The organism is Bacillus sp. FSL L8-0167 (genome assembly GCF_038630295.1).
Classification (GTDB): Bacteria; Bacillota; Bacilli; order Bacillales; family Bacillaceae; genus Bacillus; species Bacillus safensis.
The window spans coordinates 624149-643224 of the sequence record NZ_CP152027.1 but is presented as its reverse complement, the minus strand read 5'-3'; the positions used below and the strand labels follow the sequence as shown (position 1 = coordinate 643224).

The following is a 19076-nucleotide window of genomic DNA, read 5'->3' as shown; positions in this document are numbered from 1 at the left end:
TTCGTCACCTCATTAAGATAATTCTAAAAGTGATTTGATCACTTTTGGATATAGTGTGTGTTCTAGTTCATGCATTCTTTTTTCAATCGATTCAAGCTCTTCCCCTTGTTCGATATAAATCGCGGCTTGGTCAATAATCGGGCCGGTATCCATACCTTCATCGACAAAATGGACAGTGATGCCTGCCACTTTGACGCCTGCTTGATAGGCTTGGCCAATGGCATCCAGCCCTGGGAAGGCAGGCAGCAAGGACGGATGAATATTGACAATTTTCCCTCTGAATGCTTCAAGTAATGTCGGACCAATCAGTCTCATATACCCAGCAAGGAAAATCCATTCCACTTCATGCAGCCTAAGCTGTTCAATGATTGTTTGTTCAAAAGCGGCTTTATTCGGAAAAGCCTTCGGGGTAAAGGCAAAGGAAGGAATGCCCTCTTTCTCAGCACGCTCCAGCACCTTTGCACCCGGTTTATCACAAATCACAATGGCGGCCTCTGCCTGCCACTGTTCTTTTTTTAATGAATCCATAATGGCTTGAAAATTCGTCCCGCTTCCAGAGGCGAAGATCGCAAACTTCTTCATGAGAGGCTTCCACCGCCGAATGTGACACCTTCTCCTTTTTGAACACGGCCGATGAGAAATGCTTTCTCTCCGTCTTCTTCAAGTCCTCTGATCACTTCGACAAGGTCATCTTCTTTTACCGCTAAGACAAAACCAATGCCCATATTAAACACGTTGAACATTTCTTCTGCCTTTAACTGTCCTTTTTCTTGAATAAAGGAGAAAATTGGCGGTACTGGCCATGAGCCGTTATCAATCTCAACGCCAAGCCCTTCAGGCAGCATACGCGGTAAATTTTCAATAAAGCCGCCGCCTGTCACATGTGCCATGCCGTCAATCTTGCCAGCTTTCACTTGTTTGAGAACAGGCTTCACATAAATTTTGGTCGGTTCAAGCAGCTCTTCTCCAAGCGGTCTTGTAAAAGGTTCATACGTTTGATGCAGATCCAGACCAGCGTCTTCCAGCAATACTTTACGAACGAGGGAGTATCCATTGCTATGAATTCCGCTTGAGCTGAGTCCAATAAGCAAGTGCCCCTCTTTAATGCTCTCTCCTGTCACGATTTCATCCTTTTCAACGACGCCTACTGAAAAACCAGCAATATCATATTCATCTTCTGTGTAAAGACCCGGCATTTCTGCTGTTTCTCCGCCGACAAGCGCTGAACCAGACTGCTCACAGCCGTCAGCCACACCTTTGACGATTGATTCAATTTTTATCGGATCTGCTTTACCAACTGCTAAGTAATCTAAGAAAAAGAGCGGCTCTGCCCCTTGTGCCAGCACATCGTTCACACACATTGCCACGGCATCAACACCGATCGTATCGTGTTGATCCATTAAAAAGGCAAGCTTTAATTTTGTTCCGACACCATCTGTTCCTGAGACAAGAACGGGCTTTTTGTATGGCAGCTCAGATAAATCAAACATACCGCCAAATCCGCCTAGAGCACCCATGACGCCTGCTCTTTTTGTACGTTCTACGTGTGTTTTCATTCGTTTGACGGCTTCGTATCCTGCTTCGATGTCGACACCGGCGTTTTTATATGCTTCTGACATCCCATTCACTCCTTTTAGCTGCTTCTCTTCCATTTATTTTCAGCAGAATGAAAGAGCAGCATATCAAATCATCTTGACTGCTGCTCCTTTATTCGATTATTTCGTCAGTGCTGTTTCCTTCACATGCGGAAGAACAGTATCTTCATAAATTTCAGTCGGGTATTTCCCAGTAAAGCATGCTAAACATTGACCGCGCTGCGGATCATCATACTTCCTGCCAATCCCGTCCATTAAACCGTCTACAGATAAAAATGCAATGGAGTCTGCACCGATTTCCTGTCTAATTTCTTCCACTGAATGAGAAGAAGCAATCAGCTCTTCATGTGTGGACGTATCAATTCCATAAAAACATGGATGTGCGATTGGCGGTGAACTAATGCGGACATGGACTTCCGTCGCACCCGCTTCTCTTAGCATCGTCACAATGCGGCGGCTCGTAGTTCCGCGTACGATGGAATCATCCACCATCACGACACGTTTTCCTTCGACGACCCCGCGCACAGCTGACAGCTTCATGCGCACGCCCTGCTCACGCAATGCTTGAGACGGCTGGATAAAGGTCCGTCCGACATAACGATTTTTAATTAAACCGAGCTCATATGGAATACCTGTTGCTTCGGCATATCCAATTGCTGCAGAAATACTCGAATCTGGTACACCTGTCACGACATCTGCTTCGACATGCGCTTCCTCGGCAAGCTTTTTGCCAAGGTTCTTTCTCGCACTATGCACGTTGATGCCGTTGATATTGCTGTCAGGTCTTGAGAAATAAATGTATTCCATGCTGCACATGCTGCGGTTAATGTTCATGGAGAAGCGTTCAGATTTCAGGCCTTCATCATTAATGATCAGCATTTCGCCAGGCTCCACATCTCGTAAATACGTGGCACCGACAACATCAAATGCACATGTTTCAGAAGCAACAACATACGCGTCCCCAAGCATACCAAGTGAAAGCGGACGTAAGCCGTTCGGATCAAGTGCCACAATCATTTCTGTTTCCGTCATAATTAAGAAAGCATATGCGCCTTTAAGCATGGACAAGGCATTTTTGATCTGCTCTTTCAATTCAACATAGCCGCTGCGCTTAATTAAATGAGCGAGCACTTCAGTGTCAGAAGATGTTTGGAATATACTCCCCTGGTTCTCTAACTGCTGCTTTAATTGCGTTGCATTCACTAAGTTCCCATTATGAGCAAGGGCTAGACTGCCGTTGTTTTGCGAGCGGAAGAAGAGGGGCTGCACATTTTCAAAGCCGCCTCCGCCTGCTGTCGCATACCGAACGTGTCCGATCGCTCCTTTGCCTTTCAGATCCTTTAGCTCACCGTTTTGAAAGACTTCCGTAATCAGTCCAAGGCCTTTATGTGCCGTCAGGTTTTCACCATCTGTTGCAATGATTCCCGCACCCTCTTGTCCTCGGTGCTGAAGGCTATGCAATCCGTAATATGTGATTTGCGGGGCTTCTTCGTGTCCCCAAACCCCAAAGACGCCACACTCTTCGTTTAAGCCTCTGATTTCAGCAAGCATGGGATCGCTCCTTTCCATGCGCGTTCAAGCTCGTTGACCGCTGCATGAATCCATTGTTGTCCTTCTTGATTTTTGACAGTGAATACACCATCATTTGTGACCGTTCCAACTTCTTTCGCATCTTTGACAGCCGCAGCAAACGCTTCGCGGTGCTCTGGTTTCACTGTGACGACAAAACGTGACTGTGTTTCACTGAATAATGAAGCTTCGCTGTTTAAATCAATTTGGATATGAGCGCCAAGACCATCTGTTCCAAATGTACTTTCAGCAAGTGCGACACCAAGACCGCCTTCAGACACATCGTGTGCTGATTGAACAAGTCCGTTTTGAATCGCAGCAAGAAGGGCTTCCTGACGCGTGAGCTCTACATCCAAATCAATTTCCGGTGCTTTTCCGTAAATACGGCCTTCTGTCATCTTTTGAAGCTCACTGCCTGCAAATTCTTCCTTCGTCTCACCAATGACGAAAATCACATCGCCAGCCTGCTGGAACGACTGCGTCGTAATATGAGCTGTGTCTTCAACCAAACCAACCATTCCAATGACTGGTGTTGGGTAAATGGCTGTTCCATTTGATTCGTTATATAAAGAGACGTTACCACCAATAACTGGTGTGCTTAGCTTGCGGCATGCTTCGCTAATACCGTCAGCAGATTTTTCTATTTGCCAGAAAATTTCTGGTTTCTCTGGGTTACCGAAGTTCAGGTTATCTGTTACTGCAAGCGGACGAGCGCCTGAGCACACAATGTTGCGTGCTGCTTCTGCGACTGCGATTTTCCCGCCGACTTCTGGATCAAGGTAAAGATAACGTGCGTTACAATCGGTTGTCATCGCAAGGGCTTTTTTCGTTCCGCGGATTCTTAAAACGCCCGCATCGGAGCCTGGTGCAACGACTGTATTTGTCCGAACCATGTAGTCATATTGATCATAAACCCATTCTTTACTTGCAATTGTTGGCTGCTGAAGGAGCTGCTTTAACGTTTCGGCTGCATCTGTGATAGCAGGTGCTTCAACTTTTGTTTCTAAAAACTCACGATAGTATGCAGGCTCACTTGACGGCTTGTGATAAACCGGCGCTTCTTCTGCAAGTGCATCAACAGGAAGCTCACATACCACTTCACCTTGATGAAGTAAACGAAGCATTTTATCGTCTGTCACATGACCGACTGATACCGCTTCAAGATCGTATTTTTCAAAAATATCAATGATTTCTTGTTCACGGCCTTTTTCAATGACCAAAAGCATTCTTTCTTGAGATTCAGACAGCATCATTTCGTATGCGGACATGCCTGTTTCACGCTGCGGTATGAGATCTAGATTCATCTCGATACCAGAACCTGCTTTACTCGCCATTTCCGCACTTGAGCTTGTTAAGCCAGCCGCTCCCATATCCTGAATTCCAACGAGTGCATCGTTTTTGATGACTTCAAGGCACGCTTCAAGCAGCAGTTTTTCCATGAACGGATCACCGACTTGAACAGCTGAGCGTTTTTCTTCTGATTCATCAGAAAATTCCTCAGATGCAAATGTTGCACCGTGAATCCCGTCACGTCCCGTTTTGGCACCAACGTACATGACCGTGTTGCCGACACCTTTTGCCTGCCCTTTTTTGATGTCCTCATGGTTGATTAATCCAACACACATCGCATTTACGAGCGGGTTGCCTTCATAGCTTTGATCGAAATGAACCTCTCCGCCGACTGTTGGAATTCCGATACAGTTTCCATAGCCTGCGATCCCTGCCACTACTTCTTCAAACAAGTACTTCACGCGCGGTGAAGTCAGTTCACCAAAACGAAGAGAGTTTAATACAGCAATTGGACGCGCACCCATGGAGAATACATCACGGATAATTCCGCCGACACCTGTCGCCGCTCCTTGATACGGTTCAATTGCAGATGGATGGTTATGTGATTCGATTTTAAATACAACCGCTTGGTTGTCTCCAATATCAACGATTCCAGCGCCTTCCCCAGGACCTTGAAGGACGTGCTCTCCTTTTGTCGGGAATTTGCTTAAAACAGGCTTTGAGTTTTTATAACTGCAATGCTCTGACCACATGACAGAAAAAATGCCCGTTTCTGTGTAGTTTGGCAGCCTGCCAATAATGGATTCGATTAAAGCGAATTCTTCATCACTCAATCCCATTTGCTGATACAATTTCTCTTCTTTAATTTGCTTGTGACTTGGTTCAAGCAGTAGTGACATGAGTGTCCCTCCAATTTTTCACGATAGATTGAAACAATTTAAGTCCGTCTGCGCTGCCTAGTAATGAATCAACCGCGCGCTCAGGGTGCGGCATCATGCCGAGTACATTGCCCTCTTCATTCGTTACACCTGCAATACGATTCACACTGCCGTTAATATCGTCTCCGTAAGTGAAAGCGATTTGGCCGCGTTCAATGAGCTTCGCTAAAGTGTCTTCATCACAGTAGAAGTTGCCTTCACCGTGCGCTACAGGAATCGTAATGGATTCGCCTTTTTGATAACCGCTTGTAAATGGCGTTTCGTTGTTTTCTACAATGAGTTCAACTGGACGACAGATAAATTTCAAGTCTTTATTTCGTCTCATCGCACCCGGTAGAATGCCAAGCTCCTGAAGAATTTGGAACCCGTTACAAACACCAAGAACAGGTTTCCCTTCCTCAGCTGCTTTTTTCACCGCCGGCATGATGTTTGAGAAGCGGGCGATCGCACCACATCTTAAGTAATCCCCATAAGAGAAACCGCCTGGTACGAGTACACCGTCAAATCCGTCAAGACTCGTTTCGTCGTGCCATACATATTCAACTTGTTCACCTAGCTCATCTTGAATCGCATGGTACATATCGATATCACAGTTAGAGCCAGGCAAGACGATCACTGCAAACTTCACTGTGCGACAACCTCCTCCACCTCATAGCGGTAATCTTCAATCACCGTGTTGGCAAGTAATTTTTCGCACATTTCTTTGACGACTGTGTCTAAATCACGATCTGATTTTTCAATGACAAGCTCCATGTATTTCCCGATACGGACATCCTTTACTTCCTGATAAGACATGCTGTGCAAAGCGTGCTGCACGGCACTTCCTTGTGGATCAAGAACGCTCTCTTTTAAGCTGACAAAAATTTTCACTTTATACATGTTTATGGCCTCCAAGTCTTTTGAAAATTTCTTCGTATGCATTCGTTAAGCCGCCCAGGTTTCGTCTGAACACGTCTTTATCAAGCTTTTCGTTTGTATCTTTGTCCCAAAGCCTGCACGTATCAGGTGAAATCTCATCAGCTAGCAAAATACGATTCTCGTGATCTATTCCGAATTCAAGCTTGAAATCAATTAAATTCACATGGCAGTCTGAGAAGATTTGTTTTAACTCTTCATTCACTTGTCTTGTGATTTGTTTCATTTCCTCGACCTGCTCTGGTGTCGCTGCATGTAAAATGCGGATATGATCTTCTGTAATGAGCGGATCGCCGAGCGCATCATCTTTGTAGTAAAACTCAATCAAAGGTGTGTCCAGTTTCGTTCCCTCTGGAATGCCGAGGCGTTTTGACATACTGCCTGCCACTACATTTCGTACAACCACTTCAAGCGGAACAATCTGTACCTTTTGAATGAGCTGCTCTGTTTCAGTAAGGCGTTTCACAAAGTGATTGTTGATTCCTTTCTCATGCAGCATTTGAAAGATTAAGCTCGAAATTTCGTTGTTCAGTCTGCCTTTGCCTTCGATTTCGGCTTTCTTTTCGCCGTTAAATGCTGTAGCTGAGTCTTTATATTCGACATATAAAATATGCTCGTCATCGGTCTGATAGATTCTTTTCGCTTTGCCTTCGTAGAGAAGTTCTTGTTTCACAGTCATTCAGGTTGGCCTCCTAATTTGAATGTTGGCAATTTTCAGGATTGGGCGCCTGGCAAGCAGGCGGCCCATTTCTTACGCAAGACCTAGACGTTCGAAAATCATATCGACATTTTTCAAATGATAGTTGTAATCGAAGCAGTCAGCGATTTGTTCCGGTGTTAAGCGTGACGTGATTTTTTCTTCTGCTTCTACTAATGAACGGAACGGTACTTGCTTCTCCCACGCTTCCATTGCCTTTGGCTGAACCGTGTCATATGCCTCTTCACGTGCCATGCCTGTATCGATTAATGCAAGAAGAACGCGCTGTGAGTAAATTAAGCCAAGTGTGCGGTCCATGTTGCGTTTCATGTTCTCAGGGAAAACCGTTAAGTTTTTCACGATGTTTGAGAAACGGTTGAGCATATAGTTCAGTGCAATCGTTGCATCTGGTAAAATGATGCGCTCAGCAGATGAATGAGAAATATCACGCTCATGCCAAAGCGGTACATTTTCATAAGCTGTCAGCATATATCCACGGATCACGCGGGCAATTCCCGTCATATTTTCAGAGCCGATTGGGTTACGCTTATGCGGCATCGCTGATGATCCTTTTTGTCCTTTGGCAAAGAACTCTTCTACTTCACGTGTTTCACTCTTTTGAAGGCCACGAATTTCAACAGCAAATTTCTCAATGCTCGTTGCGACTAAAGCAAGAGTAGCCATGTAATCTGCATGGCGGTCACGCTGCAAGGTTTGGGTTGAAATTGGTGCAGCTTTGATGCCAAGTTTCTCACATACATATTGCTCAACAAACGGGTCGATGTTCGCATATGTGCCAACAGCTCCAGAGATTTTGCCGTATTCAATACCTGCTTTTGCTTGTTTAAAACGTTCTAGGTTACGCTTCATTTCCTCGTACCAAAGAGCAAGCTTCAGGCCAAATGTTGTCGGTTCAGCGTGTACACCGTGTGTACGGCCCATCATGACAGTATATTTGTGCTCTTTTGCTTTTTCTTTTAGTATGTCAACAAATCTCTCAATGTCCTTGAGCAGGATATCGTTCGCCTGTTTTAATAGATATGAAAGCGCCGTATCCACTACGTCTGTCGATGTTAACCCGTAATGAACCCACTTTCTTTCTTCTCCTAGAGATTCAGAGACAGCACGCGTAAAGGCAACCACGTCGTGGCGCGTGTCTTGTTCAATCTCTAAAATACGTCCAATATCAAAGCTTGCATTCTTGCGCATTGTCACAACGTCTTCTTTCGGAATGACGCCAAGCTCTGCCCAAGCTTCACAAGCGAGAATTTCTACTTCAAGCCATGCATTAAATTTGTTTTCCTCTGTCCAGATTGCTGACATTTCTGGTCGTGCGTAACGTTCGATCATTTCCCGTTTCCTCCATCTCTTTCAGTCCATATCTTTGTGATGTTTGTCATCCACTCATCATCGAGCTGTTTCATAAACGTCATATGCCCCATCTTGCGGCCGGCTTTTACTTCATGCTTTCCATATAGATAAAGCTTCGCTTCTTTGAGAAGCTCAGGATGCTCTTTTGGAATGTCCACTTCATCGCCTAATAAATTCACCATCATTCCCTCTGATAAAAGGGCTGTACCGCCAAGCGGCAAACCACATATAGCGCGGACGTGCTGTTCAAACTGACTTGTCTCACATAAATCGAGTGTATAATGACCAGAATTATGCGGGCGTGGTGCCAGTTCATTGACGAGCAGCTTTCCGTCATTTGTCAGGAACAGTTCTACAGCAAGAGTACCAACCAGCCCCAGCTTTTCAGCCAGTGTTGTTGCCAGTTCTTTCGCCTTCTCCTGAATGCGGTTCTCTACCCTTGCAGGTACAATGCTTTGGAACAAAATATTATGCTTATGAATGTTTTCAGCGACTGGGAATACTGCAATCTCTCCATGAACAGAACGAGTGACGATCACTGATAGCTCCATTTGGAATGGAACCCAGCTTTCTAAAATACAAGTTCCATGTGTGAGCAGTGCAGCTGCTTCCTGAAGCTGTCCTTTTTCTTTCATGACGTACTGTCCTTTTCCGTCGTAGCCGCCTCTGCATGTTTTCAGCACGGCTGGCAAACCGAGCACGTCCACTGCGTCTTCCAGCTCTTTTTCATCATGAACGATGCGGTAAGGCGCTACTTCACAGCCTGCGTCTACAATTCCTTTTTTCTCGGTCTCACGATTTTGAGTTAAAAGGAGAAGGTCGCTTCCTTGTGGTAAATAGGCTTCTTCCTTCAGCTGATTGAGTGCATCATAATCAATATTTTCAAACTCATAAGTCACCACATCGCTGATGTCTGCCAGCTTTCGAATCGCTTCAAGGTCACTATATGCGGCTGTGATTTCTTTATCGGCAACCTGTCCGCAAGGAGATTGTGCGACTGGGTCTAGAACTGCTGCCCGGTACCCCATTTGCTTTGCGCTGACAGCCATGTATCTGCCAAGCTGTCCGCCGCCAATGATCCCGATGGTTGCGTTTGGAAAAATGGTCTGCTTAGCCAAGCTGATCACTGCTTTCTAGTACAGTCTGTTTTGTCTGCTCTCTTCTTTCTTCAAGGCGAGCTGCGACCTTTTCATCAAATGCTGAAATCATTTGTGCGGCAAGAAGGCCTGCATTTGTTGCACCGGCTTTGCCAATGGCTACTGTAGCAACTGGTACACCGCCTGGCATTTGAACGATGGATAATAAGGAATCAAGCCCGTTTAGTGCCTTTGATTGTACAGGCACACCAATGACCGGCAGTGTCGTTTTTGCTGCGACCATCCCCGGTAAATGTGCTGCGCCTCCAGCACCGGCAATGATGACCTTTAGTCCTTTACCTCTTGCTTCAGTCGCATATTCAAACATCAAGTCAGGTGTCCGGTGTGCGGATACTACCTGTTTTTCATACGGAATGTTTAATTCCTCTAAGATGTCGCACGCATTTTTCATTGTTTCCCAATCAGATGTACTTCCCATGATGACACCTACAAGCGGCTTCATTTTGTCCCCACCTTTAAGCTGTTATTCGATTTTGTATCGTTTGACACGCTTCCCAAACCTAAGCAGCTTGTCAAACGCCGAACAAAAAGGCCCGGTCTGTATTGCAATGTTAGGAAGCAACACAAACCGGGCCATGGTAAGCGCTGTTCGCTTTTGAAACGCCATGTCAGTTTTGTTCACTATCCTGCATAGTCCAGTCATTTACGGTAACTGGGTAGAAACTTATGGGCCATATTCCCAAGATTATATGAGGCTCGTGTTTTGATTTCATGTTTATCTTAACAACGGATGTTCATGATGTCAACGGATTTATCGAACAATCTACGAAGTCGTCGTTTTAATGTTCGGATTTAGACTATTTTTCCTTCAAATACGATTTTTTTCCCAATCGGAATGATCTGAATCGACCCATTTTCCTTCTTTTCTTGAAAAATCGGTTCCTCCATTCGACGGACAGGCGAGTAGCCTTCCGCTGCCATCTGGGACAACACTTGATCAATCGTCATGTTGTCTTCCACATAGAATTTTTTCTTCTTTGGTTTTGCGGTCATTCTTTAATTCTCCTTTTCTTCACAGCCTTCACCCAGAAGCCACCGTGAATCGATTTGGGCTCATATGAAATGATAAATGCCTTTGAATCCAGCGTCTTAATCGTTTCATATAATTGCAGTTCATATTTTCTCGGTGTTAAAATTTGCAATGCTGTCCGGTCTCCTTCAAGACCGCCTGCTACCCAGCTGGTGACACCATATCCTTTTTCTCTCAATTGTCTTGGGAGATCGACATCCAATTCTTTTGTGATCACGTTAACAGTTGTGTAGCCAAGTGCCAGCTTCTCTTCAATTTTCATCCCGACAATGATCCCCATCCCATAGCCTAGCGCATACGCAATGACATTTTGTATTTGATCTAAGTTATCTAGAACGATACTTAACCCAATGACATAAATGAGCATTTCGATCGTACCCGCAAAAGCAGCTGCGTACCGTCTGCCTTTCATCGTTAAAATCAAACGCATGGTGGAAAAAGAAACATAAACAATATTAATCACTAAAATGATTAAAACCATGGTGAACGCATTGGATAAAAGTTGTTGAAGCACGATTCGAACCCCCTGCACTAAAAAATCAAATAAAGCACCCCATATTCTACTAGAGAACATACCTTGATACAATCAAATTTACGCGATCAAAACACATATATCTTTCGACAACAAGGATGGTGTTTGTTACCAAGAGTTTACCCGTTTTTTTCTCTTCTCAACATGAAAACCTCCTTTTTCAAAAAAGGAGGTTTTCAGTGTGTTTTATCCAAATCGAACAGGAACAAGTGATGGAATCAAATACTCCCCGACTATGCCCCAGAGCAGCGCAATGATGACAAGCTCAACCAATAAAAAGACCCAGCCCACATACATCAAATCTCCACGTACGGCATCATGCTCCGATTGAATCGAGCGAAAGAGCACGACCGCAATCAACTGGAGGCCGACAAACATCATCACAGATATTATGACGGTCACATATGGAATATTCAGCATGGCAAATACAAGCCAAAGGATGGATAAAACCAACACCGGCACAAGCGCAGCACCAAACTTCATGATCACTTCTTTCAGTGATATGTTTCCTTTTAGCATGTACTTTCCGAGCATCCAGACGGTAAGCATCATCAATGTCAACAAAATGAGTGTAAAGACCGCAATCCTCAAAAAGGCGTCACCAAAAGAATAATGAATGCCAAAGCCTAATAAACGGGTCTTTGACGCCTTTAATTGAACATAGTTGCCTAAAGCAAAAAACACGCTGAATAACACAATCGAGATCCAGGCGTACTTCATACGCAATGTTTCCGCTTGATTAATGGCCCGGCTCGGTGATTTTAACATCGCCAGTCCATATGAACCATACCGCTTAAACGCGCCTCCTACACCTTGCAGTATACGCTGTATAGCTGAGCGCTCATCATCCGCTGTTTTTGAGGTTCTTCCTCGTTTTGCAGCGCTGCGGCTGAGGCGGGATTGCCTTGTTTCTTGATCTATTGATGACTCTTCGTTTTTCTTTTCAGATGTCCCCTGATCTTGATCTTTCTCTAACATCTCATATCAACTCCTATCCAATCCTTACAGTGCTAAAAGTGCATGAACTGTTCGGATGACTCCTCTTAAAGTAGCGGAGTCTCTCTATTCAGTCAAGATTCCTTGACGTTCATACGAATAGACGGATAAAAGGCAGCAGAGGTTTTAAAATGGAGAGAAAATAAGACAAAACAAAAAAGCTGACGGCCTCCATCAGCTTTTTATCAATGTTGAAATTCATGGTCAACGATATTGACTCCGCTTTCCTTGCTGGACCCGGAGATTCTCCTGATGAGCGGGGAACCGAGTCTTCTTGGTCGTATCAACCTGTGTAATATGTCCATTATGAATGGTGATGACCACTGATCCATAGTCGATCCCTTTTAAGGCAGATAAAATATAATTCAGCTTTTGTTCATCCATCGCTCATCCCCCTATTTTTGTTTTCGCTCTTTTAAATAGAGAACCTCATTTTCCAGCTCATGAATCGTATAATGCATGAGCGCTTCCTGTTTTTCTTCATGCCCCCATAAAAGGAGCTTTTGAATCAGCACCTGCTTTTTTCGTTCAATCACCTGTCTAAGCCAGCGTGACAAAAGACATCTCCTCCCCTTTTAAATGTCTGCAAGAAAAAAAGGCACCCTGAAACCTTCTATTAAAAAGGAAATCAAAGCGCCTTTGGTGATCCAATCAGCGAATTATGTCTTTTTATCATAAACACATAATTCCTATAAGTCAACTATGTTTTGATTTTTTTAACAAAAAAACAGCAGCTTCTATGAGCTGCTGTTTCAAATGTTCGATTAATGATTTAAGAAAGCAAAATATAGAATAAAGATGACAAACAATCCATACATAATTGGATGCACTTCTTTCGCTTTCCCTTTAAAGATCATGGTGATTGGGTAGAAAATAAAGCCAACCGCAATCCCTGTTGCAATACTGTATGTCAGTGGCATCATAATCATCGTTAAGAACGCTGGTACCGCAATTTCAAAACGATCCCATGCAATCTTCGCCAGCGGAGCGACCATCAGTGCACCGACAATGATCAAAGCAGGTGCTGTCACATTCGATGTAACGATGGATAAAAGTGGTGAGAAGAACATTGCAAGCAAGAAGAAAATGCCTGTGACGACCGCTGCAAAACCAGAACGCGCACCAGCAGCTACACCTGAGCTAGATTCAACATAAGATGTTGTTGTAGATGTACCAAGAATAGAACCTACAACAATAGAAGAAGAATCCGCCAGAAGTGCTCTTCCTGCACGAGGCAGCTCATTATTCTTCATTAAACCAGCCTGTGTTGCCACAGCCACAAGTGTACCAGCTGTATCAAAGAACCCAACGAATAAGAACGTTAAAATCACGACAAGCATTTGAATAGAGAAAATTTCTGGTAAGTGAATCAAGGCTTGACCAAAGGTTGGAGACAAGCTTGGAATACTTCCCACAATTTGAGATGGTACTGGCACAAGACCAAAAATCATCCCTGCAATAGCTGTCACAAGCATCCCAATGAAGACACCTGCATTCACTCGAAGTACCATTAAAATGACCGTCACAACGATACCAAACACCGTTAACAGAACCGGACCACTATGAATATTTCCAAGCGAAACGAGCGTATTATCATTATTGGCGATAATGCCAGAGCCTTGAAGACCGACAAACGTAATGAACAAACCAATACCCGCACCAACTGCCAGCTTCAGCTCAGCCGGAATGGCATTGATGATTTTTTCACGGAAACCTGTTAAAGAAAGAGCAACGAAAATCAATCCTGAAACAAACACACCTGAAAGTGCAGCTTCCCATTTGATGCCCATGCCAAGTACAACCGAAAAGGCGAAGAACGCATTCAGACCCATACCGGGTGCAATCGCAATCGGATACCTGGCGATCAATCCCATCAGAATACACCCTGCAGCAGAAGCTAACGCCGTCGCTGTAAAGACTGCCCCCTGATCAATTCGTAATTTATCTGGAAAATCCGGCACAGACACTAATGCAAGTGTGATCGGATTAACAAACAGAATGTAAGCCATCGACAAAAATGTGGTTAAACCACCGATGATCTCTCTGCGGTAATTCGTACCTAATTCATCAAACTGAAAAAACTGTTTCAAGCCAACTGACTCCCTTCATGTCCTTTTGCTTTAGCCTGCCCCATTCACTAGTCAAATAAAAAACGCCCCAACAATTTTGGGACGCTTGACTACCATATGTGAATTCAGACTGTGACATAAAACAAGAACAATGCATGATTTATATCAAACGAGTGTGAATTGACGTAGTCAAGCCATTTACGGTAGCTTGGTAGAAACTTGCGGGCCATATCCCCGCGATTATACGACTTCTATCTATTTGATTTCTGTGTCTATTGTACCAACTTCATTTTTAAAACACAATACGAAAAGCGAACATTTTTCAAAGAAATGTCCGCTTCATTCGTCTTATTACACGAATTTGGAAATTCACATGTAGTTCTTTATACACCCTTCCCCAAATCCTTCTCTTTTGCAAAAACCGCTTCGGCTACATGGAAAAACTCTTTCACTGCCGGCGAAGCTTGAGAGAGCGACGGACAGGCGAGCGCAACCTCACGATGATGAGAGACATTCAGCTGGCGAATATGCACAAGCTGCTGCGTTTTTAAAAATAACTCCGGACCTATCGTGACGCCAAGTCCTTCCCCGACCATACGGGCAATGGTCGTACAATCATGAACTTCAAATAAAACAGCCGGCTTCATTTGCGCCTCTGAAAAAATATCCTCTACATGTGATTGATACATGCCAGTCGGCATAATAAATGGTTCACCCGCCAAATCTGTTATATCCACAATGGGCTGCTGTTCATATCGATGATTTGGGTGATAGGCGACGACCATCTCATCTTTCATAAGCGGCATTAAATCAAAGGCTTCATCCGCATGACCCTTTACAACGAATCCAACATCAATGATGCCAGAATCCAGCCACTCCAATATTTCTTCATACGTTCCCTCATAGAATTTAAATTCGATTTTCGGATGTTTTTTCTGATAGCTCACAAGCAGTTTAGGCAATAAACAAGCAGAGGCACTGGCAAATGTGCCGATACGAATCAGGCCCGTTTCAATATTTTTCGTTAACGCAATTTCTTGCTGGATTTTCTCCACTCTATTTAACACTTCTCTAATATGCGGGAGAAGCGTTTGACCAATCTCCGTCAGCATAATGCCCTTTTTTCGGTCGCGAATGAATAAAGACACACCCCACTCTGACTCTACATTCGCCACTGCATGACTGACAGCTGACTGTGTCATATTTAATGCTTCAGCTGCTGCTGTAAAACTGCCAAGCTCCACAACTTTTGCAATAATATCAAAACGAACAAAGCTCATGAGTATTTACTCATCTCCTTCATGAAAAACATCAATTTTACTTATGTTAGCACGGAATTTAAACTAAAGACAACGCATCAACATGAAGGAAGGGTTCAAAATGAAAAACACATCTCATCAGCTATTGATTATTCTTTTAGCTGTCGGTTCATTTGTCACAGGCACGTCAGAATTCGTCGTGTCCGGCATTCTAGATATCATTGCTGTTGATTTACACATCTCCATTCCTGCTGCCGGACAGCTCATCACTGTCTATTCTCTTTTTTATGCAGTAGGCGCTCTCTTTTTAGTCATGGCAACGTCGAAGCTGAACCGAAAAAAGGTTTTGTTATCAGCTATTTTTGTGTTTATTTTAGGCAATATGCTCGCCTTTTTCAGCCATCATTTTGTGCTGCTCCTGCTCTCTCGCGTCATCATGGCCATGAGCGGCGGCTTATATATTGTCGTTGCCACGAATTATGCAGCGCAGATCGCCCCGCCAGAAAAAAAGGGAAGTGCAATGGCGACCGTCATCACTGGCTTCACCGTTTCACTCGTACTTGGTGTACCGATTGGAACATTTCTATCAGGTCATGTGGATTGGCACTATATTTTTCTCATCATTGCACTAGGTACTGCTTGTCTCTTCTTGCTTCTTTATCAATTGCTGCCACGCATAGAGGGACATTCACATCTGCCATTGAAGCAGCAATTACACATTCTTCAAGACCGCAGAGTGATCAGCGGCTTAGCCACGACGGCCTTTTGGATTTTAGGCTACACGATGGTCTTTGCTTATATCTCTCCTTTATTGCGACAGACCGCCGGCTTTTCACTTGAAATGACAAGCATGGCCTTGCTCGTCTTAGGAATTTCTGCTTTTATTGGCTCACGCTTTGGCGGCTTCGCCGTTGATCAATGGGGACCAAACCGAACCATCTCGATCAGCATTATGATCCAGATGTTCGCTCTCTTTGCCTTATTTTTTACGCAATTCTCTACAATTAGCGTCTTGATCACGCTGGCCATATGGGGCATTGCTACATGGACAACAACACCAGCGAAGCAATACTATCTAATCTCCCTTAAACCCCAAGCATCAGAAACCGTGCTGAGCTTTAATACAGCGATTATGAACATCGGCATGATGCTCGGATCGTCAATGGGCGGCGTGATTATTCAGTATACAAATGTAACGAATTTAAGTTGGATTGGTGGATTAGCTAGTTTTGTGGCGTTGATATTGATCAGGTATTCGTTCAATCGTCATCGACTGGTGGAACAACAGACAAAAAGCGAACATGTATAACCATGTTCGCTTTCTTATTTATTGACTAGCTTTTGAAGTTTCTTTTTTGACTGGAATGGTTACCTTTATCGCTTTCTGTGGTGCCAACATATTCAGTTCTGACAAATCAAGGTAAAGCCCATATTCTTTAAAAGAAAAATGTTTTAATGATAAAGTTTCTAAATTCTTATCATCAAATTCAAAGGTTGATTGCATGGAAGCTGTCTTTAAATTCGTCATCTTCGCATGGTTCCCCTTCAAGTAATATCCGCTTTCATAGTCTGCTTGTGGATTGGGCCATGATTTCATCTTTTCAACATCGCCTAATCCAATGAATTCACCGATATTCTTCATCACATCCTCATCTAATTCTTTCTGGTCTACTCCAGTAAATTGATAATCAACAATCACAGAACGGTCTTTTTGCTCTATCTTATTGATTTTGATTCCGATGCCATGATGCTTTGTTTTGAACTGAACAGGCAGCTTTGTCTGAAGAGGAATAATGTGGCTGTATTCTCGTTCGTTTCTCACATTCGTGTAAAATGTCAATTCAGTCGCCTTTGAATTGATCGGCTGATTCAAAATGGTTAAATGTTCTTTTCTAGTTTTGTCAGGAGTCAGTTGTTTTTTTCTTAAAACGGTTCCAATCTCAAGCTCATACTCATTCCCTAAATTATCCTTCATTCCATCAATACTAACTTTATCATCTTTGGCAAAACCGTTGTAATCAATGGCATATTGAATAGCAGAGCCATTCACTCCGTTTTCTACCTTTACATTTCTTATTTGATAACGTCCATTTAAAATAGAAACGTCTTTTTGACCTGCTAATAAAGTGGTTTTTTGCTTCACTACAGGTAATTCAAAACGCCAATTCCCTACAATATCTCCAATTTTTGAAATGATGAGTGGGGCTTTTTGACCTTGCTTAATTGTCTGTCCATTTGTATAGACTTCCATTTGTCCAACATATCGGCCATCCTTTAATTTTTTCAATTCCTGATTGTCGTAACTCGGTTGGAAATTTTCATTTATATGATCTAAGTTGCTGACGATGAATTGTACAGAATCTTCCTTTGTATTCAAATGATCGACAGTAAACGTATAAACAAGACGCCCGGCATCATAGTATACACTGTTTACTTTCACAGTAATTCCTCTTGATTCAGCCCCCTCATTGACATGCTTCACCAAATCACTCTGAAAAAGGGCCATTCCAACTTTATCGTGAAACATCATATAAAACTGCCCAATAATCGGTACACGTGCCATTGCTGTATTAAGAGAAGGAAAAAGAAAACCTGATGAAAAGTAAAGAACGATGAGAACAATGGCAGAGTATACTGGCGTTCTCCAATTCCATGTGAACCAATGTCTTTTCTGTTCCGCTTTCACATCCCCAATGGCTTGGCGAATCGCAGAGGTCACTTCCACCGTTGGTACATCAATCTCATCATAAAGCTTTTTCATTTCTTTTCGTTCCATCGACACTCTCCTCCTCTTCCAACGTTTGCTTTAATAACTTTCTTGCGCGATACAAATGAGTTTTGACCGTTCCTTCAGGCACACCCATCTGTTCAGACATCATCGAAATCGAATAATCTTGAAAATAAAATAGCTGAATCACGAGCTGATATTGCTCATCTAACACTTCAAGTGCATTTTTTAAATCGAGCTTGTCTTCTAAAAAATCATGTCGCTCAACGCTCTCATGATGCTGTTCAAACGGAACAACATCTTGCTGTTTTTTCTTCATCGCAAAAATTGTATGAATCAAAATTCTCGTCAGCCAGCTAGAAAAATAAGCCGGTTCTTTCAAACCAGATAGATGCTTAAACGCTTTAAATACCGTCTCTTGAACAGCATCTAACGAATCCTCTTTATTTCTTGTGTAGAGAAAAGCCGTTTTATATAAACGCTCCTGATACATCAGCATTAATTTCTCAAATGCCGGGACATTCCCTTTTTGTGCTTTTTTAATTAGACGCACTTGCTTCATCTCATCCACACCTCCTACACCTGTTAGAGCAAGCTTTCTCTCAAACGGTTTCAACAAATGGAAATTTCTTTTACTTAGCATATGTCGGATAAAAATAGAGAAAGTGAAGAACGAGCCGCAAAGATTTTGTCGAACATTTGATATAATGGAAGAAATATGTACAAAAAGGAGTAAGTCTATTGTTTCTATTTGAAGAACCCGCGTGTGCTAGCTGTCAGAAAAAGATAGAAGGAAACGAAGAAGTGTACGTCAAGCTGATCTATCCAAAGAGAAAAGGAATGACAGAGGTGAAGGCTTGGCTGAGGAATGAAGGGGTTTTTTATTGTAAGGCATGTACAGAACAAAAGACATCTCATGGAGGATAACCA

The 19076-nt window shown here is 43.3% G+C and carries 21 protein-coding genes and 2 riboswitches; of the genes, 2 read left to right on the top strand and 19 right to left on the bottom strand.

Annotated elements, in window-relative coordinates:
- Positions 1 to 12: 12 nt before the first annotated feature.
- From purN to MHB66_RS03130, 17 genes are all read right to left on the bottom strand, one after another.
- Complete coding sequence (purN, locus tag MHB66_RS03210; protein WP_046314139.1) at positions 13 to 582, bottom strand: phosphoribosylglycinamide formyltransferase; 570 nt, start codon at positions 580 to 582, stop codon at positions 13 to 15.
- Positions 579 to 1619: a phosphoribosylformylglycinamidine cyclo-ligase gene (purM, locus tag MHB66_RS03205; protein ID WP_024424511.1), complete on the bottom strand. Its 1041-nt coding sequence runs from the start codon at positions 1617 to 1619 to the stop codon at positions 579 to 581. Before purM ends, purN begins: the two co-directional genes overlap by 4 nt.
- A gap of 96 nt (positions 1620 to 1715) precedes the next feature.
- Positions 1716 to 3146 (bottom strand): amidophosphoribosyltransferase, encoded by a 1431-nt coding sequence (purF, locus tag MHB66_RS03200; protein ID WP_024424615.1) that lies wholly within the window; start codon positions 3144 to 3146, stop codon positions 1716 to 1718.
- On the bottom strand, positions 3122 to 5353 hold the full coding sequence (gene purL, locus MHB66_RS03195) for a phosphoribosylformylglycinamidine synthase subunit PurL (protein WP_025092621.1): 2232 nt from the start codon (positions 5351 to 5353) through the stop codon (positions 3122 to 3124). The genes purF and purL overlap by 25 nt, the downstream gene beginning before the upstream one ends.
- Positions 5337 to 6020 (bottom strand): phosphoribosylformylglycinamidine synthase subunit PurQ, encoded by a 684-nt coding sequence (purQ, locus tag MHB66_RS03190; protein ID WP_024426699.1) that lies wholly within the window; start codon positions 6018 to 6020, stop codon positions 5337 to 5339. Before purQ ends, purL begins: the two co-directional genes overlap by 17 nt.
- A complete protein-coding gene (purS, locus tag MHB66_RS03185; protein WP_003214349.1) occupies positions 6017 to 6271 on the bottom strand; it encodes a phosphoribosylformylglycinamidine synthase subunit PurS in 255 nt (84 codons plus the stop codon). Before purS ends, purQ begins: the two co-directional genes overlap by 4 nt.
- Complete coding sequence (gene purC, locus MHB66_RS03180) at positions 6264 to 6986, bottom strand: phosphoribosylaminoimidazolesuccinocarboxamide synthase (protein ID WP_046314143.1); 723 nt, start codon at positions 6984 to 6986, stop codon at positions 6264 to 6266. The genes purS and purC overlap by 8 nt, the downstream gene beginning before the upstream one ends.
- A gap of 72 nt (positions 6987 to 7058) precedes the next feature.
- Positions 7059 to 8354 (bottom strand): adenylosuccinate lyase, encoded by a 1296-nt coding sequence (gene purB / locus MHB66_RS03175; RefSeq protein WP_008355754.1) that lies wholly within the window; start codon positions 8352 to 8354, stop codon positions 7059 to 7061.
- Positions 8351 to 9493, bottom strand: a complete 1143-nt coding sequence (gene purK / locus MHB66_RS03170) for a 5-(carboxyamino)imidazole ribonucleotide synthase (RefSeq protein WP_046314145.1) — start codon at positions 9491 to 9493, stop codon at positions 8351 to 8353. Before purK ends, purB begins: the two co-directional genes overlap by 4 nt.
- Positions 9486 to 9974, bottom strand: a complete 489-nt coding sequence (gene purE, locus MHB66_RS03165; RefSeq protein WP_024424506.1) for a 5-(carboxyamino)imidazole ribonucleotide mutase — start codon at positions 9972 to 9974, stop codon at positions 9486 to 9488. Before purE ends, purK begins: the two co-directional genes overlap by 8 nt.
- A 169-nt stretch (positions 9975 to 10143) precedes the next feature.
- Positions 10144 to 10245, bottom strand: a riboswitch (purine riboswitch).
- Between the two features lie 79 nt (positions 10246 to 10324).
- Complete coding sequence (locus tag MHB66_RS03160; RefSeq protein WP_012009137.1) at positions 10325 to 10525, bottom strand: NETI motif-containing protein; 201 nt, start codon at positions 10523 to 10525, stop codon at positions 10325 to 10327.
- Complete coding sequence (locus MHB66_RS03155) at positions 10522 to 11076, bottom strand: DUF2179 domain-containing protein (RefSeq protein WP_024424505.1); 555 nt, start codon at positions 11074 to 11076, stop codon at positions 10522 to 10524. Before MHB66_RS03155 ends, MHB66_RS03160 begins: the two co-directional genes overlap by 4 nt.
- A gap of 204 nt (positions 11077 to 11280) precedes the next feature.
- Complete coding sequence (locus tag MHB66_RS03150; RefSeq protein WP_046314147.1) at positions 11281 to 12072, bottom strand: hypothetical protein; 792 nt, start codon at positions 12070 to 12072, stop codon at positions 11281 to 11283.
- Between the two features lie 222 nt (positions 12073 to 12294).
- Entirely contained in the window at positions 12295 to 12474 is a 180-nt protein-coding gene (locus tag MHB66_RS03145) for a YezD family protein (RefSeq protein WP_024424503.1), read from the bottom strand.
- A gap of 11 nt (positions 12475 to 12485) precedes the next feature.
- Complete coding sequence (locus MHB66_RS03140; RefSeq protein WP_166644707.1) at positions 12486 to 12647, bottom strand: hypothetical protein; 162 nt, start codon at positions 12645 to 12647, stop codon at positions 12486 to 12488.
- Between the two features lie 207 nt (positions 12648 to 12854).
- Positions 12855 to 14180, bottom strand: coding sequence for an NCS2 family permease (locus tag MHB66_RS03135; protein WP_024424502.1), 1326 nt, complete (start codon positions 14178 to 14180; stop codon positions 12855 to 12857).
- Positions 14181 to 14325: 145 nt separating this feature from the next.
- A riboswitch (purine riboswitch) is annotated at positions 14326 to 14427 on the bottom strand.
- Between the two features lie 115 nt (positions 14428 to 14542).
- On the bottom strand, positions 14543 to 15439 hold the full coding sequence (locus MHB66_RS03130; protein ID WP_046314149.1) for a LysR family transcriptional regulator: 897 nt from the start codon (positions 15437 to 15439) through the stop codon (positions 14543 to 14545).
- Positions 15440 to 15539: 100 nt separating this feature from the next.
- On the opposite strand from MHB66_RS03130, the gene MHB66_RS03125 reads away from it, so the two are divergent.
- Positions 15540 to 16727 (top strand): MFS transporter, encoded by a 1188-nt coding sequence (locus MHB66_RS03125; RefSeq protein ID WP_046314151.1) that lies wholly within the window; start codon positions 15540 to 15542, stop codon positions 16725 to 16727.
- An 18-nt stretch (positions 16728 to 16745) separates the two neighbouring features.
- Here the strand turns inward: MHB66_RS03125 and MHB66_RS03120 are convergent, their stop codons facing one another.
- Complete coding sequence (locus MHB66_RS03120; RefSeq protein WP_046314153.1) at positions 16746 to 18194, bottom strand: DUF4179 domain-containing protein; 1449 nt, start codon at positions 18192 to 18194, stop codon at positions 16746 to 16748.
- The gene (locus MHB66_RS03115) at positions 18163 to 18708 is read right to left on the bottom strand and encodes a sigma-70 family RNA polymerase sigma factor (RefSeq protein ID WP_046314155.1); all 546 of its coding nucleotides are present in this window, start codon (positions 18706 to 18708) and stop codon (positions 18163 to 18165) included. Before MHB66_RS03115 ends, MHB66_RS03120 begins: the two co-directional genes overlap by 32 nt.
- A gap of 179 nt (positions 18709 to 18887) precedes the next feature.
- Here MHB66_RS03115 and MHB66_RS03110 point away from each other — a divergent pair, with 179 nt between their 5' ends.
- Complete coding sequence (locus MHB66_RS03110) at positions 18888 to 19073, top strand: hypothetical protein (RefSeq protein ID WP_046314157.1); 186 nt, start codon at positions 18888 to 18890, stop codon at positions 19071 to 19073.
- Positions 19074 to 19076 lie beyond the last annotated feature (3 nt).